The sequence below is a fragment of the Ensifer sp. Root142 genome, assembly GCF_001426785.1.
GTDB classification, from domain to species: Bacteria; Pseudomonadota; Alphaproteobacteria; order Rhizobiales; family Rhizobiaceae; genus Ensifer; species Ensifer canadensis.
On the sequence record NZ_LMFK01000001.1, the window covers coordinates 150,717 to 173,362 of the forward strand.

Here is a 22,646-nt window from a genome sequence, read left to right on the forward strand (position 1 = left end):
AGAATGACCAAAGGCATTATCCTTCTTGCCGCCGGGGGTACCGGCGGCCATCTGTTCCCGGCCGAGGCGCTCGCCCATGAGCTGAAGGCCAACGGCTATTCGGTGCATCTGGTGACCGACAGTCGCGCCGAGCGTTTCGCCGGCAAGTTCCCGGCAGACGAGGTGCATGTGGTGCCGTCGGCAACCATCGGCTCGAAGAACCCCATTCATGTCGTGCGCTCGCTGTGGACGCTCTGGACCGGCATGCGTGCCGCGCGCCGGCTGATCGCCCGGCTGCGGCCGAAGGCCGTCGTCGGTTTCGGCGGCTACCCGACCGTGCCGCCGCTGCTGGCGGCAACCGGCATGGGCGTGCCGTCGATGATCCATGAACAGAACGCTGTCATGGGTCGTGCCAACAAGGCGCTCGCCTCCCGCGTCAAGGCGATCGCCGGCGGCTTCCTGCCCGAGGGCACCGGTACCTTTGCCGCCAAGACGGTGACGACGGGCAACCCGGTGCGTCCGGCCGTGCTCGATGCTGCCAAGGTGCCTTATGTCGCGGCGGCGGGCGAAGCGCCGTTCCATCTCGTCGTCTTCGGCGGTAGCCAGGGCGCGCAATATTTCTCGAAGGCGATCCCCCAGGCGATCTGCCGTCTCGACGACGCACTTCGCCAGCGGCTGACGGTGACGCAGCAGGCGCGTCCGGAAGATCGCGACGGCGTCATCGCCACCTATGAGAAGCTCGGCGTTCCCGCCGAGGTCTCGCCGTTCTTCACCGATATGGCCGAGCGCATCGCCGGCGCCCAGCTGGTCATCTGCCGCTCGGGCGCCTCGACGGTTTCCGAGCTTGCGGTCATCGGCCGGCCGGCGATCCTCGTTCCCTATCCTTATGCGCTCGATCACGATCAGGCGGCCAATGCCGCGGCGATTGCCGCCAAGGGCGGCGCAAAGGTGATCGCCCAGGCGGAGCTGACCGCCGAGCGCCTTGCCGGCATTCTTGCTGAGGCCATGGCCAATCCACAATCGCTGGCGCAGATGGCCGCCAATGCGCGCGAAACCGGAAAGCCGGACGCCGCGCGCTTGCTTGCATCGATGGTAGAGGCTATTGCCAGCGGTTTGACAGTCGAGACATTCAAGGAAAAGCGCTCATGAAAATGCCGAAGACGATCGGTCTGGTTCATTTTATCGGTATCGGCGGTATCGGCATGAGCGGTATTGCCGAGGTGCTGCACAATCTCGGTCACCGGGTGCAGGGCTCCGATCAGTCTGATAGCGCCAATGTCCAGCGGCTGCGCGAAAAGGGCATCGAGGTCTACGTCGGCCACAAGGCCGAGAACATCGGCGATGCCGAAGTGGTCGTCGTGTCGACCGCGATCAAGAAGGACAATCCCGAACTGATCGCCGCCCGTGAAAAACTGCTGCCGGTCGTGCGCCGCGCCGAGATGCTGGCCGAGCTGATGCGCTTCCGCAATGCGATCGCCATCGGCGGCACCCACGGCAAGACGACGACGACCTCGATGGTTGCTGCCCTTCTCGATGCCGGTGGGCTCGACCCGACCGTCATCAACGGCGGCATCATCAATGCCTACGGCACCAATGCCCGCATGGGTGAGGGCAAGTGGATGGTGGTCGAGGCCGACGAGTCCGACGGCACCTTCCTCAAGCTGCCTGCCGATGTCGCCGTCGTCACCAACATCGACCCTGAGCATCTCGACCACTACGGCAATTTCGACGCCGTGCGCGCCGCGTTCCGCCAGTTCGTCGAGAACGTGCCATTCTACGGTTTCGGCGTGCTCTGCCTCGATCACCCCGAAGTGCAGACCATGGTCAGCAAGATCGAGGACCGCAAGGTCATCACCTACGGCGAAAACCCGCAGGCCGACGTTCGTTTCCTCAACATCCGCATGGACGGTGCCACTTCCGTCTTCGATATCGAGATCCGCCGTCGCCGCACCGGCCAGGTGATCTCGATGAAGGATCTGCGCCTGCCGATGCCCGGCCGCCACAATGTGTCGAACGCCACGGCCGCGATCGCGGTCGCCCAGCGCCTCGGCGTCAGCCCCGAGGCGATCGCCAAGGGGCTTGCCTCCTTCGGCGGCGTCAAGCGGCGCTTCACCTTTACCGGCGACTGGAACGGCGTGCGCATCTATGACGACTACGGCCACCATCCGGTCGAGATCAAGGCCGTGCTCAAGGCGGCGCGCGAGGCATGCCAGGGCCGCATCATCGCCGTGCACCAGCCGCACCGCTACTCGCGCCTTGCGAGCCTGTTCGAAGATTTTTCAGCCTGCTTCAACGACGCCGACACGGTTCTGATCGCGCCTGTCTATGCGGCCGGGGAGGAAGCGATCGACGGCGTCAACGCCGAAGAGCTCGTCAACCGCATCAAGGCCGGCGGCCATCGCGACGCCCGGCATGTGGTCGGACCCGAAACAATCGCGCCGGTTGTCAGCAAGATTGCGCAGCCGGGTGATTTTGTGGTTCTCTTGGGGGCTGGCAGCATCACCTACTGGGCCGCTGCCCTGCCACGGGAACTCGCAGACATTTCAGGAAATTGAGCATGAAACAGGTCAACGGTCAGAAACTACTCGAAGCACTCGGAAGCGGAGTCAGCGCCGTTCGCGGCCGCATCACGCCCGATGCGCCGATGGATCGCGTGACCTGGTTCCGCGCCGGCGGTCTTGCCGAGCTGATGTTCCAGCCGCACGACACTGACGATCTCATCACCTTCCTGAAGCTGGTTCCGGCTGATGTACCCGTCATGGTCATGGGTGTCGGCTCGAACCTTTTGGTTCGTGACGGTGGCATTCCTGGTGTCGTCATCCGGCTTTCGGCCAAGGGTTTTGGCGATCTCGAACTCGTCGGCGAGAACCGCATCAAGGCCGGCGCGATCTGCCCGGACAAGAACATTGCGGCGATGGCGCTCGATAACGGCATCGGCGGCTTCTATTTCTACTACGGCATTCCTGGCGCGATCGGCGGCGCATTGCGCATGAACGCCGGCGCCAACGGCTCGGAGACCCGCGAGCGCGTCGTCGAGGTGCACGCGGTCGATCGTCAGGGCAATACGCATGTGCTGTCGAATGCCGACATGGGCTATGGCTATCGCCATTCCGCGGCGGCTAAGGACCTAATCTTCACGCACGCCATCTTCGAAGGTTATCCCGAGGACAAGAACAAGATCCGCACCGACATGGACGCCGTGCGCCAGCACCGCGAAACCGTGCAGCCGATTCGCGAAAAGACGGGGGGATCGACCTTCAAGAACCCGGAGGGACATTCGGCCTGGAAGCTGATCGACGAAGCGGGTTGCCGCGGCATGATGATTGGCAGCGCGCAGATGTCGCCGCTGCATTGCAACTTCATGATCAACACCGGTCAGGCGACGGGCTACGAGCTCGAATATCTCGGCGAAACCGTGCGGAACCGCGTGCTCGAACATTCCGGTGTTCGGCTGGAGTGGGAAATCAAGCGCATCGGTACCTTCATGCCGGGCTACGAGATCAAGGAATTCCTCGGCCGCGGCATCGCCTGAGGCTTATGGGAATAGTTTTATGAAGGGCCGCAGCGGCATCGCTTTTCTGGCGTCCTCAGCCGGAGTCTCTTTCTCTCGCCGTCATGCTTGGGCTTGATCCTCGCATCCACGGGTCCAGGTCGGCATCTTTGCGCGGAGGCTGGATCCAGGAAATTGGATTCAGGGAGACAAGATCAGAGCTTGCTGGCAACGAGGGTCGCGGGCTAAAGCCAACTTGTCATGACGTGCCGCAACCAAGCTGGCACCTGCTAACTTCCGCATACTCTAACGTCTGGACTAACAATGGATCAGGGAACTCTGGGAAAAATCGCTGCCATTTTGAATGCTGGTTCAACAAATTATTCCGTTTTTCTGAAGTTGTACGAGGTGCAACTGGGGAGCCAGATAGATTCAACTGCAATTGTTCAGATGGTGTTGGGGACAGGAGCTGTGTTGGGCGGAATAGAAGAAGTACAAAGTGGGTCGGTGTGGCCGGAGGTTATGGAAGCCGTGCTGTATGTTGGTGACTCTAGCGCTGGTCCATCAAGTACAGCACTTAAATCCGGACAATTCACTTCCTTAGTTGAGCTGCTCAAGGCGCAGGTCGACACGATGGTCAAGACATCAGCAACAATCGAGACCTTCTGGCTTAGCAACGGGCATCCCGCCTATCCCGTGTTTTGGGACTTCGCGTTTCTCTTCAGAACGGATGCAACTGCAACTATCTTCATCGGAGCAAGTTCGGACTAGGCAACTGGTCGGAGACTTGGCTACCAGAACTGGCCCACGGAAAGAGCCGCAGCGTTGTCGCTGCGGCTCTTTCGTTTTTTGTGGAACAGGCCGCGTGTGTGGCGAGGCGCAACAGAAATCAGGCCGAAACCTCTTCTTCCGTCGACAGCACCAGGCAAACGAGCGTGATCGCAGCGGCCCCCAGCAGATAGTAGCCGACATGGTCGAGGCTGTAGTTGGTCGCAAGCCAGGTGGCGATGTAGGGCGCGAGCGACGCGCCGAAGATGCCGGCGAGGTTGAAGGTCATCGACGCGCCGGTATAACGCACCGAGGTCGGGAAGGGGGCGGCGAGTGCTGCGCCAATCGGACCATAGGTGAGCCCCATCAGGCCGAGGCCGAGGATGGAGAACAGGAAGGCGCCGCCGAGACCGCCGGCCATGAGCGGTGCCATGACCAGGCCGAAGGCGCCGATGCCGATGGTGGTGATGATCAGCACCAGGCGGCGGCCGTAGCGGTCCGACAGGATGCCCGAGACCGGGATCATCAGGCCGAAGAAGACGACACCGGTCATCTGCACGACGAGGAACTGCTCACGCGAATAGCCGAGCTTGGCCGTGCCCCAGGACAAAGAGAACACCGTCATCAGGTAGAACAAGACGAAGGTGGCAAGCGCCACGAAGGTGCCGAGCACGAGGCTGCGCTTGTGGAACCGGAAGATCTGCGCGATCGGAACCTGGACGCGCTCGTGCTTGTCGATCGCCTTCTGGAATTCCGGCGTCTCGGTGATCTTCAGGCGGACATAGAGGCCGACGATAACCAGCAGGATGCTGGCAATGAAGGGCACGCGCCATCCCCAGGCGAGGAAGGCCTCATCTGTCATGACTTCGCCGAGGATGAGGAAGGTACCGGCCGACAGGATGAAGCCGATCGGGGCGCCGAGCTGCGGGAACATGGCATACCATGTGCGCTTGCCCTCGGGCGCGTTCTCGGTTGCGAGCAGCACGGCGCCGCCCCATTCGCCACCGAGGCCGAGGCCCTGGCCGAAGCGGCAAAGGGCGAGCAAGAGCGGGGCCGCGACGCCGATCGACGCGTAGGTCGGCAAGAGGCCAATGACGACGGTGGAAATGCCCATGGTCATCAGCGCTGCGACCAGCGTCGCCTTGCGGCCGACCTTGTCGCCGAAATGGCCGAAGATCACTGCGCCGAACGGGCGGGCGAAGAAGGCGATGGAGAAGGTGGCGAAGGATTGCAGCATGGCCGATGTCGGGTCGGACGTCGGAAAGAAGAGATGCGGGAATACGAGCACCGCTGCGGTGGCGTAAACGTAGAAGTCGAAGAATTCGATGGTGGTGCCGACGAGGCTGGCGAACAGCACCCGGGCAGGGGAGTTCACTGCCGGCGTCTGCAACGCGCTATCCTTCGGCGACAGGGAGGTTGTCGCGTCTGTCATTGTTGTCGTTCCTGATATGGATGTCATGCCGTCTTGGGAGGCGGTCGGGGCGTCTTAACGCAAGTTTCCGCATGTTGAAACCCTGAATTCGTAAGAAATGCGAACGAATCCGAGGGGTGGCGCAGCATTATTCCGAGGGTGCATGGCTCGCGCGAATCATAGGCACGGCTGCTCCTAAAATAGGCAGACAAGTGAAGGCCCGGCGTGCGGTTTCGTGTTTTGCGGGCGATGACATCCCTGTCACAACCGGGGTTGACCGGAATCAAAATGTGGCAAACTCTGGGCGATTGAAGCGATCAGCTTCGGTTTTCGGGAGCGAATGCATGTTCAAGAAGCTTTCTGCGGAATTTCTCGGTACATTCTGGCTCGTTTTCGGCGGCTGCGGCAGTGCGGTGCTGGCGGCTGCGTTTCCGGCTGTTGGGATCGGCCTGCTCGGCGTTTCCTTCGCCTTCGGCCTCACCGTTCTCACCATGGCCTATGCCGTCGGCGGCATTTCCGGCGGCCATTTCAACCCGGCCGTTTCTGTTGGTCTGACCGTTGCCGGCAAGTTCCCAGCCTCCAGCCTCATCGGCTACATCATCGCCCAGGTGCTGGGCGCGATCGTCGCTGCAGCCGTGCTCTACGTCGTCGCCAGCGGCAAGGCGGACTTCCAGCTCGGCGACTTTGCCGCCAATGGCTATGGCGAACATTCGCCCGGCGGCTATTCGCTGACGGCCGCGCTGGTGATGGAAGTGGTGATGACCTTCTTCTTCCTGTTCATCATTCTCGGTGCCACCCATGGCCGCGTGCCCTCAGGCTTTGCGCCGATCGCCATCGGCCTGGCGTTGACGCTGATCCATCTGGTGTCGATCCCGGTCACCAACACATCGGTCAATCCGGCCCGCTCCACAGGGCAGGCGCTATTCGTTGGAGACTGGGCGCTTTCGCAGCTTTGGCTCTTCTGGCTGGCTCCGATCGTCGGCGCCGCGATCGCGGGAATCGTCTGGAAAATCGTCGGTGAAGACGATTAATCGCTTCGGCAAAAACGACTGATCGTTAAGCCGAAAATACCGCCAATCGTTAAGGCCTCGCACCGAATTGGTGCGGGGCCTTCATTTTTTAGCGGTTTGTGTTTTGTGTAAACAGGCCGCGCCAACGCGCTGATTTCGTGCCAGAAAGCGTTGTAATCGCAACGTTTTCGAGCACGGCTGCCGATCGTTTCCCGACTAAGGTTAATAAAAGTAAACGGTTCATTAACTATAATGCCGTTCTAGTGCCTCCGATGGCCACCGGTGACTCGCGTTGCCGGATTCAGCCAGGCGCAAGCAAGCGTTGCGATAGTGACGTATTTTCGGGGGTATGAATGAACGGCAAGCATGTAGCTGTCCTTATGGGCGGATTTTCTTCGGAGCGACCGGTGAGCCTGTCGTCCGGGGCTGCATGCGCCGATGCTCTGGAAGCGGAAGGTTTCCGCGTTACGCGTGTAGACGTCGCGCGCGATGTCGCTTCGGTTCTGGCCGCGCTGCGCCCGGACGTCGCCTTCAACGCCCTTCACGGTCCGTTCGGCGAGGATGGCACGATCCAGGGCATTCTTGAATATCTGGAAATTCCCTACACCCATTCTGGCGTTCTGGCCTCCGCACTCGCCATGGACAAGGCGCAGGCCAAGCACGTGGCCGCCGCCGCCGGTGTTCCGGTTGCCGAAGCGCTGGTGATGGATCGCCGGGGCTTTGGTCCGAAACATCCGATGCGCCCGCCATACGTCGTCAAGCCGGTCAGCGAAGGCTCGAGCTTCGGCGTCGTCATCGTCAAGGAAGATCAGTCGCATCCGCCGCAGGTCGTTACCTCGAGCGAGTGGCGTTATGGCGACCGAATCATGGTCGAACGTTATGTCGCCGGCCGCGAACTCACCTGCGGCGTCATGGGCGATAAGGCGCTTGGCGTCACCGAAATCATCCCGCAGGGCCACGCCTTCTACGATTATGATTCCAAATACGTAAAAGGTGGCTCGCAACACGTCATTCCGGCACAGGTTTCACCAAATATTTACCAAAAAATACAAACACTCGCATTGAAGGCGCATCAGGCAATCGGTTGCCGGGGCGTCAGCCGATCCGACTTTCGCTTCGACGACCGTACCTCCGGTGAAGGCGAATTGATCTGGCTGGAAATCAACACCCAGCCCGGCATGACCCCAACCTCCCTGGTGCCCGAGATGGCTCAGCATGCTGGCCTTGGTTTTGGCGAGTTTCTGACTTGGATGGTGGAGGACGCTTCGTGCTTGCGGTAAGGGGCAAAAGGGGCAAGAGAGTTCGTGACCCGCTGGGCGCAGTTGCTGCCGAGGCGGATGGCGCACGCGTTCTGCCGCGGCCGCTTCGCAAGGCCGTTCGCTTCCTGGTCAGCCTCGGCAGCGGCCGCGTCCGCTTTCCAGCCCATACCGGCACGATCGCTGCCGTCGCGTTTTTCGCCGCCACCGGCTTTTACGGCATGTCGCTCGGCGGCCATACACAGAACGTCGCGCAGGCATCGACGACGGCGGCCGGCTTTGCCATCGAGGACGTGCGCGTCTCCGGCAACGAGCAGACCTCCGAGATCGATATCCTGCAGCAGCTCGGCCTTGACGGCACGACGTCGCTGGTGGCGCTCGACATCATCGAAGCGCGCAAGCTGATCGCCGAACTGCCCTGGGTGCAGGGCGTTACGGTTCGCAAGGTCTATCCGAGCACGATCGAAGTCACGCTCACCGAGCGCAAGGCCTTTGGCATCTGGCAGCACGGCTCCGACCTGTCGCTGATCGAGCGCAGCGGCAGCGCGATTGCGCCGCTGCGCGACAACAAGTTTGCAGCCCTGCCGCTGTTCGTCGGCCGCGACGCCGAGACGGCAGCGGCCGATTTCTACGACGAGTTTTCCCGCTGGCCGGAGATTCGCTCGCGGGTGAGGGCCTTCGTGCGCGTCGCCGGCCGTCGCTGGGATCTGCGCCTCGACAACGGCATCGTCGTCAAGCTGCCGGAACACGATGTCGCCCGTGCGATGAAGGTTCTGTCGGAGATGGAAAGCGAGCACCAGCTGCTCGAGCGCGACATCGCCGCAGTCGATCTGCGGCTGGAAGATCGAACCACAGTTCAATTGACGCCGGATGCGGTCACCCGGCGCGAAGTTGCCTTGAAGGCGAGGGACAAGATGCTGAAGGCGCAGGAGACGGAGAGAAAGAAAGAGGGGCGGATATGAGTTTGTTCGGTTCCTCCAGCTTTGGCCTGCCGCGCCTGAAGCCGCTTTCTTCGAAGCGGTCTCATGTCGTCTCGGTGCTGGATATCGGCTCGACGAAGATCGTGTGCATGATCGGCCGGCTGACGCCGCGCGCCGAAAGCCAGATCCTGCCGAACCGCACGCATAGCGTCGAGATCATCGGCATCGGCCACCAGAAATCCCGCGGCGTGAAGAACGGCGTCGTCGCCGATCTCGATGCGGTCGAAAGCGTCGTGCGGCTCGCCGTCGATGCGGCCGAGCGCATGGCCGGCCTCACCATCGACAGCCTCATCGTCAACATTTCCGCAGGCCGCCTGCAGAGCGACGTCTATACCGCGACCATCGACCTCGGTGGCCAGGAAGTCGATGCCAGCGACCTGAAGAGAGTGCTGTCGGCCGCCGGCCAGCAATCGCTGCGTTCCGACCGCGCCATCCTGCATTCGCTGCCGACTGGCTTCTCGCTCGACGGCGAGCGCGGCATCCGCGATCCGCTCGCCATGTTCGGCGACGTGCTCGGCGTCGACATGCACGTGCTGACCGCGGAGCGGGCGGCGCTGAAGAATCTCGAACTTTGCGTCAACCGAGCGCATCTCTCGGTCGAGGGCATCGTTGCGACGCCCTATGCCAGCGGTCTGGCGGCTCTTGTCGATGACGAAGTCGAACTCGGCTGCGCCGCGATCGACATGGGTGGCGGCACGACGACGATCTCGGTCTTTGCCGAGGGCAAGCTGGTTCACGCCGACGCGGTCAGCCTCGGCGGCCACCATGTGACGACGGACCTGGCGCGCGGTCTTTCGACCCGCATCGAAGACGCCGAACGGCTGAAGGTCGTGCACGGCTCGGCCCTGCCCAACAGCGCCGACGAGCGCGACATCGTCTCGGTCCCGCCGATCGGCGAGGACGACCGCGACCAGCCGACCCACGTGCCGCGCGCTCTGGTGTCGCGGATCGTACGCGCCCGCATCGAGGAAACGCTGGAGCTCATCCGCGACCGCATCCAGCGCTCGGGCTTCAGCCCGATCGTCGGCAAGCGCATCGTGCTGACGGGTGGCGCCAGCCAGTTGACCGGCCTGCCGGAAGCGGCACGCCGCATCCTGGCGCGCAATGTTCGTATCGGCCGTCCGCTCGGAGTTTCCGGGCTGCCGGCTGCTGCCAAGGGACCGGCGTTCTCCACGGCCGTCGGTCTGATGATCTATCCGCAGGTCGCCGACCTCGAAACGCATGCGGCCCAGGGCGGCATGTTCTCGTCGATCGGCAACGGCAACGGCCGCATCGCCCGCATGGGCCAGTGGCTGAAGGAAAGTTTTTAGAGCGCCGCGCGTCCGGATGGACGTGCAAAGCGCGCTCTAAGGTTTGTGACGTGCATAAGCCTTTCCGAAAATCGCAGACGATTTTCGGGGTTATGCGCGGAGTACGGCCGGCACCGAACAGGGACGATGCTGGACGAAGACAAAGTTGGAATTTCAAGGATTTGGTCGGCTCGGCAAGGCGGCCAGAAAACAGAAGGAACGGGTACTATGACTATCAACTTGCAGAAGCCGGATATCACGGAGCTGAAGCCCCGCATCACCGTCTTTGGTGTTGGCGGCGGCGGCGGCAATGCCGTCAACAACATGATCACAGCGGGTCTTGAAGGCGTCGACTTCGTCGTTGCCAACACCGACGCGCAGGCGCTGACCATGACCAAGGCAGAACGGGTCATCCAGATGGGTGTCGCCGTGACCGAGGGTCTGGGCGCCGGCTCGCAGCCGGAAGTCGGCCGCGCGGCTGCTGAAGAGTGCATTGATGAGATCATCGATCACCTGCATGGCACCCACATGTGCTTCGTCACCGCCGGCATGGGCGGCGGCACCGGCACCGGTGCAGCCCCGATCGTCGCGCAGGCCGCCCGCAACAAGGGCATCCTGACTGTCGGCGTCGTCACCAAGCCTTTCCATTTCGAAGGCCAGCGCCGCATGCGGCTCGCCGACCAGGGCATCGCCGAACTGCAGAAGTCGGTCGACACCCTGATCGTCATCCCGAACCAGAACCTCTTCCGCATCGCCAATGACCGCACGACGTTTGCCGATGCGTTCGCGATGGCCGACCAGGTCCTCTATTCGGGTGTTGCCTGCATCACCGACCTCATGGTCAAGGAAGGCCTCATCAACCTCGACTTCGCCGACGTCCGCTCGGTGATGCGCGAAATGGGTCGCGCCATGATGGGCACCGGCGAAGCCTCGGGCGAGGGCCGCGCAATGGCCGCTGCCGAAGCTGCGATCGCCAACCCGCTGCTCGACGAAACCTCGATGAAGGGCGCACAGGGCCTCTTGATCTCGATCACCGGTGGTCGCGACCTGACCCTGTTCGAACTCGACGAAGCTGCGACCCGCATCCGCGAAGAAGTCGATCCGGACGCCAACATCATCCTCGGCGCCACGTTCGACGAAGAACTTGAAGGCCTGATCCGCGTATCGGTCGTTGCCACCGGTATCGATCGCACGGCCGCGGAGGTAGCCGGTCGTTCGGCCGACTTTCGTTCGGTAGCAGCGCAGAAGCCGATCATCCGTCCGTCCGCAGCCATTCCGGCACAGCAGCCGGCGGTTGCCCAGCACCAGCCCGCTCCGGTCCAGCAGCCGGTCGCCCAGCCGGTGCAGCAGCAGAACTCCGTCGACCAGATCGCGCTTGCGATCCGCGAAGCGGAAATGGAACGCGAACTCGACATCGCAACCCGCGCCGCCACCCAGGCTCCGGCTCCGATGCAGCAGGCTCACGACGACTTTCGTCCCCAGAGCAAGCTCTTTGCCGGTGCCGCACCGGTAGAAGCCGCTCCGGTCATGCGCCAGCCGGCTCCAGTTCAGCGTCCGGTCGAAATGCCGGTTCACGCACAGGTCCAGCCGCAGCCGGTTCAGCGCCAGGAGCCGATCGCTCCGGTGATGCGCCAGCAGGCCGAGCCGGTTCGCATGCCGAAGGTCGAGGACTTCCCGCCCGTCGTAAAGGCCGAGATGGACCAGCGCGCCCAGCCGGCGCCGCAGTTGCAGGAAGAGCGCGGCCCGATGGGTCTTCTCAACCGCATCACCAGCTCGCTCGGCCTGCGCGAAAGGGAAAGCCCCAGCGTCAACGCCGACATGACGGCCGGTGCGCCGAGTGCGGCTTCCCAGCAGCGCCGTCCGCTTTCGCCGGAGGCCAGCCTCTATGCGCCGCGTCGCGGCCAGCTTGACGATCACGGTCGCGCCGCACCGCAGGCGCGCTCGCACGAAGATGATCAGCTCGAGATCCCGGCGTTCCTGCGCCGTCAATCGAACTGATTTGAAGGCCCGTTCCTTCACCTTGCCGAATGCCCGGGCTACCGCCCGGGCATTTTTGTATTTCTAGCATTCTTTCAATAGGTTGCCGGGGTCAAACGGCGTGTTACAGATGCGTAACAAAACGAAACGAACAGTGATTTGGAATGGTGCTTCAGAACCACTATTTTCAAGCTCGGAATTGGGGATGCATGCGATTCGATCACGCGCTGTCTGTTCGAAACGCAGAGTTCCGGCCTTTGGGCCGAAACTCTCGGGCGCCTTTCTTGCGCCCTGAAAACCGCTGCATCCGCCTGATGTTTGGGCCTTATGGCCATAGGTATTGAAAGTGACGACGAGAATGGGAATCGAACTGCTCGGATTTCAGACCACGATTGCTAGCCCGGTAACGCTCAAGGGAATTGGCGTTCATTCGGGCGCCGAGGTGGAAATCACCTTTCATCCGGCCGAAGCCGATGCGGGCATCGTTTTCCAGCGCGTTCTCGCCAACGGCCGCCTGAGCGAGTTCAAGGCGGTTTCCTCGCAGGTCGGCAACACCGATCTCTGCACCGTTCTCGGCATGTCGCCGGCCACCTCGATCGCAACCATCGAGCATGTGATGGCCGCCATCTACGCGCTCGGCCTCGACAACCTCACCATCGAGGTTCATGGCGCCGAGATGCCGATCATGGACGGCAGCTCCGAACCCTTCATCGATGCGATCGAGCAGGTGGGCGTTCGCGCGCTGGCGGTCAAGCGTCGTTACATCCGCGTGATCAAGCCGGTGCGGATCGAATCAGGTGCGTCCTGGTCGGAATTCACGCCCTATGACGGTATGCGCTTCGAGGTCGAGATCGATTTCGACTGCCCGCTGATCGGTCGCCAGGCCTGGAAGGGCGACATGACGCCTTCGGTGTTCAAGCGCGAACTGTCGCGTGCCCGCACCTTCGGCTTCATGCGCGACGTCGAGCGCCTCTGGGCTGCCGGCTACGCGCTGGGCTCGTCGCTGGAAAACTCGGTCGTGATCTCCGATGACGATTCGGTCATCAATGTCGAAGGCCTTCGCTATACGGACGAATTCGTGCGCCACAAGACGCTCGACGCCGTTGGCGACCTTTCGCTTGCCGGCGCACCGTTTATCGGCTGCTACCGTTCTTATCGCGGTGGTCACAAGATGAACGCAAATGTGCTCAAGGCTCTGCTCAGTGATCCCTCGGCCTACGAGGTCGTCGAAACCGCCACGCCACGTCAGCGCACCCGTGCGCGCGACATGGTTGCGGTTGCAGTTCCGGGCTTCGCGCCCTGGTCCGCATAACAACAAAAAGACACTCTCCTCCAGTCGCCGGCCGAAAGGCCGGCATTTTCATGTCGGCGCCGCCATAAATTTGCATGAATCACCGATCATGACGTTGCGGCATTGAGGCAACTTGCTCTAAAAGCGCATGTCTGGCGGGGTCGATGCCCGCAGAATGGAACGGGAATATCCGATGGTTCTTGCAGTTTCTGTTGATTTGAAAAAGTCAGCGCGTGTGTTCGCCGTGGTAGTCGCGGCCGTTGCCGGCAGCGCCCTGATTACCGCCTGCCAGAACGATCCCGATATCGACATCACCAAGCTGACGGCCGAGACCGATCCGCCGGAGGTGCTGTACAACCAGGGTCTCGCCAACCTCAATGCCGGCAAGACCACGGAAGCGGCGCGCAAGTTCGAAGCGCTCGACCGGCAGCATCCTTTCTCCGAATACGCGCGCAAGGCGCTCGTGATGAACGCCTTCGTCAGCTATCGCAACGGCCAGTACCAGGAGGCGATCAATTCCACCGGGCGCTACCTGAACCTCTATCCGCAGTCGGAAGATGCGGCCTATGCGCAGTACATTCAGGGGCTTGCCTATACCAAGCAGATCCCGGGCGTGACGCAGGACCAGAAGCCGGCCTTTAAGGCGATCGAGGCGATGCAGGCCGTCGTCGACAAGTATCCGGACTCGCAATATGTCGAGGATGCCCAGGCGAAGATCCGCTTTGCCCGCGACCAGCTCGCCGGCAAGGAAATGCAGGTCGGCCGCTATTATCTCGAGCGCAAGGAATACCTCGCCGCCGTGTCGCGTTTCCGCACCGTCGTCGAGAAGTATCCCAATACCAACCAGGTCGAAGAAGCACTGGCCCGTCTGGTCGAAGCCTATTACGCAATGGGCGTGGCCTCCGAAGCGCAGACCGCTGCCGCCGTTCTCGGACACAACTATCCGGACAGCCAGTGGTATGGTGATTCCTTCAAGCTGTTGCAGTCGGGTGGCCTCGAGCCTCGCGAAAGCGGCAATTCCTGGATTGCGCGCGCAGGCAAGAAGCTGATCGGCGCCTGACACGGAAGATTTGACCCCGGATGCTCGCCCAGATCTCGATCCGCGATATCGTCCTGATTGAACGGCTTGATCTGGCGTTCGAGGCCGGCCTGTCCGTGTTGACCGGTGAGACAGGTGCCGGAAAATCGATCCTGCTCGACAGCCTGTCGCTGGCCCTTGGCGGGCGCGGCGACGGCTCGCTCGTGCGTCACGGCTCGGACAAGGGCCAGGTGACGGCGGTCTTCGACGTGCCGATGGGGCACTCGGCACGGCTGATGCTGCGTGACAACGGCGTCGACGATGATGGCGATCTGATTTTCCGTCGCGTGCAGTCGGCCGATGGCCGCACCAAGGCTTTCGTCAACGATCAGCCGGTCAGCGTTCAATTGATGCGGCAACTTGGCCAGACACTGGTCGAAATCCACGGGCAGCATGACGACCGCGCGCTTGTCGATATCGACGCGCACCGCACGCTTCTCGACGCCTTTGGCGGCACGACCGACGAGGCAGAGCAGGTCTCCGGCCTCTACCGCGCCTGGAAAGATGCCGAACGCGGACTGAAGAAGCATCGCGAGCGCGTCGAGGCGGCAGCACGCGAAGCGGACTATCTGCGCTCCTCTGTCGAAGAACTGGAAAAGCTCAGCCCGCGCGATGGCGAAGAGGACGAGCTTGCCGAAAAGCGCGCGCGGATGATGAAGTCCGAGCGGATCGCCGGCGACATCAACGAAGCCTCCGAATTTCTCAACGGCAACGGCTCGCCGGTTCCATTGATTGCCTCGCTGGTGCGCCGGCTGGAGCGCAAGAGCCATGAGGCGCCGGGGCTGCTGGAAGAAACCGTCGAGCTCTTGGATGCCGCGCTGAACCAGCTTTCGGATGCGCAAATGGCCGTCGAGCGAGCGCTGCGCAACACCGAATTCGACCCGAAGGAATTGGAGCGGGTGGAGGAGCGCCTGTTTGCGCTTCGTGGCGCCAGCCGAAAATATTCCGTGCCGGTCGCCGAGCTTCCGGCGCTGGCGGTGCGGATGATTTCCGACCTGGCCGACCTCGATGCCGGCGAGGAGAAGCTGAAGCAACTCGACATGCAGGTTGTTGCGGCACGGGTGGCTTTCGACGCTGCGGCGCGCACCTTGTCCGACAAGCGACAGAACACGGCGTCGGCGCTGTCTGCTGCAGTCATGGCCGAGCTGCCGGCGCTGAAGCTCGAACGTGCCCGCTTCATGGTCGAAGTGCAGAGCGATGCGGCCCAGCCGACCGTCGACGGCATCGATCTGGTCGAATTCCATGTCCAGACCAATCCGGGCACCCGGCCGGGGCCGATCATGAAGGTGGCTTCGGGCGGCGAACTTTCGCGCTTCCTGCTGGCGCTGAAGGTGGCGCTTGCCGACCGCGGCTCGGCGCCGACCCTCGTCTTCGACGAAATCGACACCGGAGTCGGTGGCGCGGTCGCGGATGCCATCGGCCAGCGACTGAAGCGCCTTTCCGGCACGGTGCAGGTGCTTTCGGTCACCCATGCGCCGCAGGTTGCCGCACGCGCGGCGACGCATCTGCTGATCTCCAAGGGACCATCGACCGAAAAGGCCGAGATGATCTCGACCCGCGTCGCCCGAATGGACGACAAGGCCCGCACCGAGGAAATCGCCCGCATGCTCGCCGGTGCCTCGATCACCGAAGAGGCGAGGGCGGCCGCCGCCCGATTGCTTTCCGGCAACGGTTAGTGCCCGCTACGCCTTCTCGCCAAGTTGTCTCCCGGTCGAGCGCGTGTCTTTATTAGGCGTTGCGCGGATATGCGAGCTTTGGCATGTGGGAACAGCTCCAGCAGCGAATTCAGCTTCGACTGGACCAGATGCGCAAGCATCCGGAACTGATCCTGCTCTATTCTCTCGCCTTCGTCGGCTACATCCTGACGATGAAGGAAGCCAACAAACAGCTGGGGGTGATCGGCATCCTGGCGGTGGTGGCCGGCACGGCGCTCATCCCCTATCTGGTCGCGCGACTTCGCGGCGCGCGCAGCATCGAACTGCCGGACGAGAAGGACGATGGCGCCGCACCGCTCGGGTTTCTGCGCTCCAGCGCTGAGGATGACCGCCCGTACCTGGTGCGTGTCCCGCCATCGACGGCGGTTGCCTATGATGTCATCCGCAAGGCGCAGGACGTCTTTCAGAGCGACGCGATCGATCCGGAGGAGGATATGAAAGCCTTCTTCTCCGATCCCTACAGCCTGATCTGCCTGCAGGACTCCGACGACAATATCTACGGTTTCACCGACTACTACGCCTTCGAGAAGAAGCACTTCAAGCTGTTCCTGCAAGGTGACTATGGCTTCGACGACCTGCTTGCCAACGGGTTGCTTGTCCATCCGAAGGCGCGCAAGGCCAAGGTGGTCTATCTCGCTACCATCCTCAATCTCAGCTACCTGCTCGATTCCATGCGCAGCGAACGCCGGCGGCAGAACGGCATCCTCGTCTGGGCGACGGTGTCGGCGATCCTGGAGTACCAGGAGTTTCCGCCCGAAGGTATCGACCTCTATGGCATCGGCTGGGACAAGGGCGGCGCCGCCATCCTGAAAATGTTCGGCCTCGATCCGGTTGGTCGCGTCATGCGCGGCCTTGCGGAAGGCAAATGGATCTACACCAGACGCGGCGTCCACCGGCAGGATTTGGAAGGGATACGCGCGCGCTACCAGAAGCGATACGAGCGCTGGTGTGAGTTGGAGATCCGCCGCTGCGCCGACGTCGAGCCAAGTGTCGCTCCGGCCGGATGATCAGGGGAGACCGATAACGGCCGCTCTTTTCTTTCCCGACAGTTGCTCTAAAAAACGACTCCCAATCCGGAGTCGTCGCGCATGTCCAGTGAACTGAAACCCGTCGAGAAGCTGAACGAAACGGAAGCCGCCGAGGAGCTGGCCTTTCTCGCCTCCGAGCTTGCCCGGCACGACGCGCTCTATCATGGCAACGACGCGCCGGAGATCACGGATGCGGACTATGACGCGCTGAAGCGGCGCAACGATGCGATCGAGGCGCAGTTTCCGGCGCTTGCGCGCGAGGACAGCCCATCGAAGAAGGTGGGGGCAGCGCCATCCGTTACCTTCCAGCCGGTCGTTCATGCCCGGCCGATGCTGTCGCTCGACAACACGTTTTCCGACGAGGACGCCCGCGATTTCGTCGCCTCGGTCTACCGCTTCCTCGGGCAGCTGCCGGATAATTCGATCGCCTTTACCGCCGAGCCGAAGATCGACGGCCTCTCGATGTCGCTGCGCTACGAGAACCGGCGGCTGGTGACGGCGGCGACCCGTGGCGACGGCACAACAGGTGAAAACGTCACCGCCAATATCCGCACCATCGGCATGATCCCGCAGACGCTGCCGGCCGGCGCTCCTGAGATCGTCGAGGTGCGCGGCGAAATCTACATGGCGAAGTCCGACTTTGCCGCACTCAACGCCGAGATGGCAGCGCTCGGCAAGCCGCTCTACGTCAACCCGCGCAACACCGCTTCCGGGTCGCTCCGCCAGCTCGACGCCAAGGTGACTGCCAGCCGCAAGCTGCGCTTCTTTGCCTATGCCTGGGGCGAAATGTCGGAAATGCCTGCCGATACCCAATTCGGCATGGTCGAGGCATTCAAGGCCTGGGGTTTCCCGGTCAATCCACTGATGCAGCGGATTTCGTCGGCCGACGAGCTGCTGACGCATTACCACCATATCGAGCGCGAACGGCCTGATCTCGACTATGATATCGACGGCGTCGTCTACAAGGTCGACCGGCTCGACCTGCAGGCGCGGCTCGGTTTCCGCTCGCGCTCGCCCCGCTGGGCGACGGCGCACAAGTTCCCGGCCGAGCAGGCATTTACGCGGCTGACGGCCATAGACATCCAGGTGGGGCGCACCGGCGCGCTGACGCCGGTGGCACGGCTGGAGCCGATCACCGTCGGCGGCGTCGTCGTGACCAATGCGACGCTGCACAACGAGGATTACATCAAGGGGCTCGGCAACAGCGGCGAACCGATCCGCGAGGGTCGCGACATCCGTATCGGCGACATGGTGATCGTCCAGCGGGCGGGCGACGTCATCCCGCAGATCGTCGACGTGGTGATGGACGAGCGCAAGGAGGGGAGCGAGCCCTATCGTTTTCCGACGACATGCCCGGTCTGCGGCAGCCATGCGGTGCGCGACATCAACGAGAAGTCCGGCAAGGTGGATGCAGTGCGCCGCTGCACCGGCGGCTTCGTCTGCCGGGCGCAGGCGGTCGAGCATCTCAAGCATTTCGTCTCGCGCAATGCCTATGACATCGAAGGCCTCGGCTCCAAGCAGATCGAGTTCTTCTTCGAGAGCGAGGATCCGACGCTGTCGATCCGCACGGCGGCCGACATCTTCACGCTGGAAAAGCGCCAGGAGACGTCGCTGACAAAGCTCGAAAACATCGACGGCTTCGGCCGCGTCAGCGTGCGCAAGCTCTATGACGCGATCAACACCCGCCGCTCGATCGCGCTGCATCGCTTCATCTACGCGCTTGGCATCCGCCATGTCGGGGAGACCACGGCCAAGCTGCTCGCGCGCTCCTACGGCACCTACGAGGCCTTCGGCGCAGCCATGAGCGAAGCCGGCACCTTTACGGGTGATGCCTGGAACGAACTCAACAGTATCGACGGCATCGGCGAAGTCGTCGCCCGCGCCATCGTCGAGTTCTACAAGGAGCCGAGGAACCTTGAAGTGGTGACGCGACTGCTTGCCGAAGTGACGCCCGAAGGGGCGGAGATACCGGTTGCGAGCGACAGCCCGGTCGCCGGCAAGACCGTGGTCTTCACCGGTTCGCTCGAAAAGATGACGCGCGATGAGGCCAAGGCCAAGGCGGAAAGCCTCGGCGCCAAGGTGGCAGGTTCCGTGTCGAAGAAGACCGATATCGTCGTCGCCGGCCCGGGAGCGGGCTCCAAGCTCGACAAGGCGCGCGAACTCGGCGTGCAGACGATGGACGAGGACGAGTGGCTGGCGCTGATCGGGGGCTGATGCCCACGATCAGGGGCGCTGGCAGGCGTTGTCGTTATGCCTGTTCCGCGTCGTAGGCTTCGGATGCTGCCTTCAGCGCGGCGATGTCGTCGGCGCAGATGACATTGCGCAGCGCGTCGAACTTCGACCTCTCCCATCGGTAGATGCCGAGTGAGAGCAACGTCTCGATGTCTGCTTCGGGAAAGCGCTGGCGAACGGGGCGGGCCGGATTGCCGGCAACGATGGTGTAAGCCGACACGTCTCTGGTGACGATCGCGCCCGAAGCGATGACGGCGCCTTCACCAAGGGTGACTCCCGGCATGATCATGGCGCGCATGCCGATCCAGGCGCCGTCGCCGATGATCGTGTCGCCCTTGCCGATATAGGCTTCGCCAATCATATCGATGAACGGATAGAGGCTGACCCAATCGGTGCGGTGGGTGTGGTTGCCACCCATCAGGATTACCGCCTCGGCACCGATCGCGACGTAGTCTCCGATCCGCAACTGGTCGATCGGCCATTGCGGCTCCCAGGCCTTGAGGCTGTAGTCGTCGCCATAGAGGTAGCGAACGACGCTCTCCTCGAAGGAACCCGTCCAAGCGTTGCTGTAGTAGCTGTTGGTGCCGCGCACATGGATATTCGGGTTGCGCACGGTCTCGTGCAAAAGCTCGACCTTGGACCAATGCTTGGCTTCGACATTCATGGACATGGGGCTTCCTCATTCTGCTCATTGCAAGCGTCAGCGACGGCTCACTCGCCTTCTCGACGTATGGGTTCCCCAACTATCCGGTTTTTCGGGCAATTTCTCCCCAAAACCTCTGCGGCCGATAGCCTCGCTCATAGTTGCGTGCACCGGATCAGACAAAAAAAAGCGCCCGCCGCGAAACGCGGCGGGCGCAAGGCAAGGGGATTGCGTCAGATCAGGAGGCCTGCTGCTGGGCGGCTTCCATGTCCATCCACATGAATTCCCAGACGTGGCCGTCGAGATCCTGGAAGCTGATGCCGTACATGAAGCCGTAGTCGAGTGCCGGCTTCCAGGGCTTGGCACCGGCAGCGAGTGCCTTGGCGAGCATGTCGTCGCATTCGGCGCGGCTCGAGGCGGAAAGGGCGGTGATGACCTCGGTGCCCTTGCTGGCATCGCTGATCTCGCCGGTGATGAAGCCGCGGAACTTCGGTTCGGTCAAAAGCATGACGAAAATATTGTCCGAGATCACCGTGCAGGCGGCCGTGTCGTCGGAGAACTGCTCGTTGAAGGTATAGCCGAGTGCCGCGAAAAAGGCCCGGGACGCCTTCAGGTCCTTGACGGGCAGGTTTACAAAAATCATGCGCATGGAATGCTCCTCGTAGGGATTTTCTTGATTGAACATAACTAGGACGTTCGGCGTGACACGCAGCCGACAGCCGTTCAGACATTTTTTGAGAAATGCGAAGTGTCCCCGCTGATGTGGTGTGCAATCATAGGTTTTCAAGCATTTCCGGTTCACCCGAGATTACTGGCAATTCGCTCGGCAAGGTGCCGGCGGCGCGCTCGAAATGGGCGAGCACATCTGGAACGGCGGCGAGTGCCACACGAGGCCGATCAGAGTTTGGCGGTCCATGCTGAATCCGCATCGTTTGCACCTCGCACATTTCTGGCGGATGTTCCATGGTCTCCGGACCTCGTGAAGAGGTGCGGCGAGCAACGATGACTGTCGGCGCCCGGGATGTGAGGAGACACGATGCGTTTGAACCAGGTGACGGTGACGATGCCCGATCTCGATGCGGGGTGGGAGTTCTACCGCACGCTCGGGCTGCAGCCGATCGTCGATGCGCGGCCGCATTATGTGCGCTTCGTCTGCCCGGATGGCGGCAGTTCGTTTTCGCTGCATCAGGGCGAGGCGGGCGGCAGCGGCACAACCGTCTACTTCGAGTGCGACGATCTGGATCTGACCGTCAGCCGGCTGATCGAGGCCGGTATCCTGTTTGCGAGCAGTCCCGCCGACAAGAGCTGGCTGTGGCGGGAAGCCGAAATCTTTGATCCCGCCGGCAACCGCATCGTACTTTATTTCGCAGGCGCCAACAGGCTCGATCCGCCCTGGCGGGTGCCGAGTTCCGCCCACAGCTGAGCTTGCCCGCCCGGACCGTGCGATAATTGGCTTGGCTCTATTCGCAGCGGCACCAATTCCGTTTGTCTTTTTGCGCTGCACAAGATAGAGGTTTGCAGCCAAATTTTGTGCAATTGCCTTTTCGCGGAGCGGGCCAAGAGCCACAGGCCGCGGGGCGGGGCGCTAGCGGCGCCTTCGCGGATTGGAGGGTCCGGATTTGAAGACCATCACCACCATCACCGAGCTGCGCGCAGCCCTTGCCGAATACCGGCGGGCAGGCAAGACGGTCGGGCTCGTGCCGACCATGGGCTATCTGCATGTCGGCCATATGGAGCTTGTGCGCCGTGCGCGCGGGCAAAATGACGTCGTCGTTGCCAGCATCTTCGTCAATCCGCTGCAGTTCGGCCCCAACGAAGACTTGAGCAAATATCCGCGCGATCTCGCCCGCGATCAGGCGATGCTGGAAGAGGGCGGCGTCGACTTCCTGTTTTCGCCAGGGGTGTCCGACATGTATCCGCGACCGATGGAAACGGTGGTCGACGTGCCGAAGCTCGGCTCCGAGCTTGAAGGTTCCGTGCGTCCCGGCCACTTTGCCGGCGTTGCGACTGTCGTCACCAAGCTGTTCAACATCGTGCAGCCGGACCGCGCCTATTTCGGCGAGAAGGATTTCCAGCAGCTGCAGATCATTCGCCGTATGGTCGATGATCTCGCCCAGCCGGTGGAGATCATCGGCGTGCCGACGGTGCGCGAGGCCGATGGGCTCGCCTGTTCGTCGCGCAATGTCTACCTCAGCGCCGCTGAGCGTGAAGCGGCTGCCATCGTGCCGAAGGCACTTGCCGAGGCCGAGCGGCTGGTCGCGTCCGGGATCACCGATGCCGTCGAAGTGGAAAGGGCCGTGACGGCTTTTCTTTCCGCCGAACCGCTGGCTCGACCCGAAGTCGTGGCGCTGCGCGATCCTGGCACGCTCGAAACAATTCAAGAGATCGGTGACAAGCCGGTGCTGCTGCTGCTGCTCTTCGTGCGCTTCGGCACGACGAAGCTGCTCGACAACCGCGTGATTGCCGCCAAATCCGCCCATTTTGCAAAGGTTGCCTGAG

Annotated in this window: 19 protein-coding genes; 16 read left to right on the top strand and 3 right to left on the bottom strand. The window is 62.4% G+C overall.

Features of this window, described 5'->3' with window-relative positions; translation table 11 throughout:
- Positions 1-3: 3 nt before the first annotated feature.
- The 4 genes from murG (at position 4) to ASD52_RS00675 (ending at position 4,240) form a co-directional block, all read left to right on the top strand.
- On the top strand, positions 4-1,128 hold the full coding sequence (gene murG / locus ASD52_RS00660) for an undecaprenyldiphospho-muramoylpentapeptide beta-N-acetylglucosaminyltransferase (protein WP_025427727.1): 1,125 nt from the start codon (positions 4-6) through the stop codon (positions 1,126-1,128).
- Positions 1,125-2,534 (top strand): UDP-N-acetylmuramate--L-alanine ligase, encoded by a 1,410-nt coding sequence (murC, locus tag ASD52_RS00665; protein WP_025427726.1) that lies wholly within the window; start codon positions 1,125-1,127, stop codon positions 2,532-2,534. Before murG ends, murC begins: the two co-directional genes overlap by 4 nt.
- Before the next feature lie 2 nt (positions 2,535-2,536).
- On the top strand, positions 2,537-3,511 hold the full coding sequence (gene murB, locus ASD52_RS00670) for a UDP-N-acetylmuramate dehydrogenase (RefSeq protein WP_025427725.1): 975 nt from the start codon (positions 2,537-2,539) through the stop codon (positions 3,509-3,511).
- Between the two features lie 282 nt (positions 3,512-3,793).
- Complete coding sequence (locus ASD52_RS00675) at positions 3,794-4,240, top strand: hypothetical protein (RefSeq protein WP_025427724.1); 447 nt, start codon at positions 3,794-3,796, stop codon at positions 4,238-4,240.
- A 118-nt stretch (positions 4,241-4,358) separates the two neighbouring features.
- Here the strand turns inward: ASD52_RS00675 and ASD52_RS00680 are convergent, their stop codons facing one another.
- Entirely contained in the window at positions 4,359-5,669 is a 1,311-nt protein-coding gene (locus tag ASD52_RS00680; RefSeq protein ID WP_025427723.1) for an MFS transporter, read from the bottom strand.
- A 323-nt stretch (positions 5,670-5,992) separates the two neighbouring features.
- Between ASD52_RS00680 and aqpZ the strand changes: the two genes are divergently transcribed.
- The 10 genes from aqpZ (at position 5,993) to ligA (ending at position 19,486) form a co-directional block, all read left to right on the top strand.
- Positions 5,993-6,679, top strand: a complete 687-nt coding sequence (gene aqpZ, locus ASD52_RS00685) for an aquaporin Z (RefSeq protein ID WP_025427722.1) — start codon at positions 5,993-5,995, stop codon at positions 6,677-6,679.
- Positions 6,680-7,011: 332 nt separating this feature from the next.
- Complete coding sequence (locus tag ASD52_RS00690; protein ID WP_025427721.1) at positions 7,012-7,938, top strand: D-alanine--D-alanine ligase; 927 nt, start codon at positions 7,012-7,014, stop codon at positions 7,936-7,938.
- 32 nt (positions 7,939-7,970) lie between these two features.
- On the top strand, positions 7,971-8,876 hold the full coding sequence (ftsQ, locus tag ASD52_RS00695) for a cell division protein FtsQ (protein WP_225906334.1): 906 nt from the start codon (positions 7,971-7,973) through the stop codon (positions 8,874-8,876).
- Complete coding sequence (gene ftsA, locus ASD52_RS00700) at positions 8,873-10,204, top strand: cell division protein FtsA (protein ID WP_025427719.1); 1,332 nt, start codon at positions 8,873-8,875, stop codon at positions 10,202-10,204. The genes ftsQ and ftsA overlap by 4 nt, the downstream gene beginning before the upstream one ends.
- 207 nt (positions 10,205-10,411) lie before the next feature.
- Positions 10,412-12,181, top strand: coding sequence for a cell division protein FtsZ (gene ftsZ, locus ASD52_RS00705; RefSeq protein WP_057222699.1), 1,770 nt, complete (start codon positions 10,412-10,414; stop codon positions 12,179-12,181).
- Positions 12,182-12,518: 337 nt separating this feature from the next.
- The gene (gene lpxC / locus ASD52_RS00710) at positions 12,519-13,472 is read left to right on the top strand and encodes a UDP-3-O-acyl-N-acetylglucosamine deacetylase (protein ID WP_025427717.1); all 954 of its coding nucleotides are present in this window, start codon (positions 12,519-12,521) and stop codon (positions 13,470-13,472) included.
- Between the two features lie 172 nt (positions 13,473-13,644).
- Positions 13,645-14,511 carry an outer membrane protein assembly factor BamD gene (locus ASD52_RS00715; protein WP_025427716.1) on the top strand — a complete coding sequence of 289 codons (867 nt, stop codon included), beginning with the start codon at positions 13,645-13,647 and terminating at the stop codon, positions 14,509-14,511.
- A 20-nt stretch (positions 14,512-14,531) separates the two neighbouring features.
- The gene (recN, locus tag ASD52_RS00720) at positions 14,532-16,205 is read left to right on the top strand and encodes a DNA repair protein RecN (RefSeq protein WP_025427715.1); all 1,674 of its coding nucleotides are present in this window, start codon (positions 14,532-14,534) and stop codon (positions 16,203-16,205) included.
- 83 nt (positions 16,206-16,288) lie between these two features.
- Positions 16,289-17,251, top strand: a complete 963-nt coding sequence (locus ASD52_RS00725) for a hypothetical protein (RefSeq protein ID WP_025427714.1) — start codon at positions 16,289-16,291, stop codon at positions 17,249-17,251.
- 81 nt (positions 17,252-17,332) lie between these two features.
- Positions 17,333-19,486 (top strand): NAD-dependent DNA ligase LigA, encoded by a 2,154-nt coding sequence (gene ligA / locus ASD52_RS00730; protein ID WP_025427713.1) that lies wholly within the window; start codon positions 17,333-17,335, stop codon positions 19,484-19,486.
- Positions 19,487-19,520: 34 nt separating this feature from the next.
- On the opposite strand, the gene ASD52_RS00735 is transcribed toward ligA, so the two are convergent.
- Complete coding sequence (locus tag ASD52_RS00735) at positions 19,521-20,174, bottom strand: CatB-related O-acetyltransferase (protein ID WP_198956844.1); 654 nt, start codon at positions 20,172-20,174, stop codon at positions 19,521-19,523.
- A gap of 211 nt (positions 20,175-20,385) precedes the next feature.
- The gene (locus tag ASD52_RS00740) at positions 20,386-20,796 is read right to left on the bottom strand and encodes a VOC family protein (protein WP_025427711.1); all 411 of its coding nucleotides are present in this window, start codon (positions 20,794-20,796) and stop codon (positions 20,386-20,388) included.
- 387 nt (positions 20,797-21,183) lie between these two features.
- Here ASD52_RS00740 and ASD52_RS00745 point away from each other — a divergent pair, with 387 nt between their 5' ends.
- Both ASD52_RS00745 and panC read left to right on the top strand, forming a co-directional pair.
- Positions 21,184-21,570: a VOC family protein gene (locus ASD52_RS00745; RefSeq protein ID WP_025427710.1), complete on the top strand. Its 387-nt coding sequence runs from the start codon at positions 21,184-21,186 to the stop codon at positions 21,568-21,570.
- 196 nt (positions 21,571-21,766) lie between these two features.
- Positions 21,767-22,645 carry a pantoate--beta-alanine ligase gene (gene panC / locus ASD52_RS00750; RefSeq protein ID WP_057222700.1) on the top strand — a complete coding sequence of 293 codons (879 nt, stop codon included), beginning with the start codon at positions 21,767-21,769 and terminating at the stop codon, positions 22,643-22,645.
- Position 22,646: the final 1 nt, after the last annotated feature.

Bases quoted from the DNA above. Each gene is read 5' to 3' on its own strand.
- murG (WP_025427727.1), top strand. From the start codon at position 4: ATGACCAAAGGCATTATCCTTCTTGCCGCCGGGGGTACCGGCGGCCAT.
- murC (WP_025427726.1), top strand. From the start codon at position 1,125: ATGAAAATGCCGAAGACGATCGGTCTGGTTCATTTTATCGGTATCGGC.
- murB (WP_025427725.1), top strand. From the start codon at position 2,537: ATGAAACAGGTCAACGGTCAGAAACTACTCGAAGCACTCGGAAGCGGA.
- ASD52_RS00675 (WP_025427724.1), top strand. From the start codon at position 3,794: ATGGATCAGGGAACTCTGGGAAAAATCGCTGCCATTTTGAATGCTGGT.
- ASD52_RS00680 (WP_025427723.1), bottom strand. From the start codon at position 5,669: ATGACAGACGCGACAACCTCCCTGTCGCCGAAGGATAGCGCGTTGCAG.
- aqpZ (WP_025427722.1), top strand. From the start codon at position 5,993: ATGTTCAAGAAGCTTTCTGCGGAATTTCTCGGTACATTCTGGCTCGTT.
- ASD52_RS00690 (WP_025427721.1), top strand. From the start codon at position 7,012: ATGAACGGCAAGCATGTAGCTGTCCTTATGGGCGGATTTTCTTCGGAG.
- ftsA (WP_025427719.1), top strand. From the start codon at position 8,873: ATGAGTTTGTTCGGTTCCTCCAGCTTTGGCCTGCCGCGCCTGAAGCCG.
- ftsZ (WP_057222699.1), top strand. From the start codon at position 10,412: ATGACTATCAACTTGCAGAAGCCGGATATCACGGAGCTGAAGCCCCGC.
- lpxC (WP_025427717.1), top strand. From the start codon at position 12,519: ATGGGAATCGAACTGCTCGGATTTCAGACCACGATTGCTAGCCCGGTA.
- ASD52_RS00715 (WP_025427716.1), top strand. From the start codon at position 13,645: ATGGTTCTTGCAGTTTCTGTTGATTTGAAAAAGTCAGCGCGTGTGTTC.
- recN (WP_025427715.1), top strand. From the start codon at position 14,532: ATGCTCGCCCAGATCTCGATCCGCGATATCGTCCTGATTGAACGGCTT.
- ASD52_RS00725 (WP_025427714.1), top strand. From the start codon at position 16,289: ATGTGGGAACAGCTCCAGCAGCGAATTCAGCTTCGACTGGACCAGATG.
- ligA (WP_025427713.1), top strand. From the start codon at position 17,333: ATGTCCAGTGAACTGAAACCCGTCGAGAAGCTGAACGAAACGGAAGCC.
- ASD52_RS00735 (WP_198956844.1), bottom strand. From the start codon at position 20,174: ATGTCCATGAATGTCGAAGCCAAGCATTGGTCCAAGGTCGAGCTTTTG.
- ASD52_RS00740 (WP_025427711.1), bottom strand. From the start codon at position 20,796: ATGCGCATGATTTTTGTAAACCTGCCCGTCAAGGACCTGAAGGCGTCC.
- ASD52_RS00745 (WP_025427710.1), top strand. From the start codon at position 21,184: ATGCGTTTGAACCAGGTGACGGTGACGATGCCCGATCTCGATGCGGGG.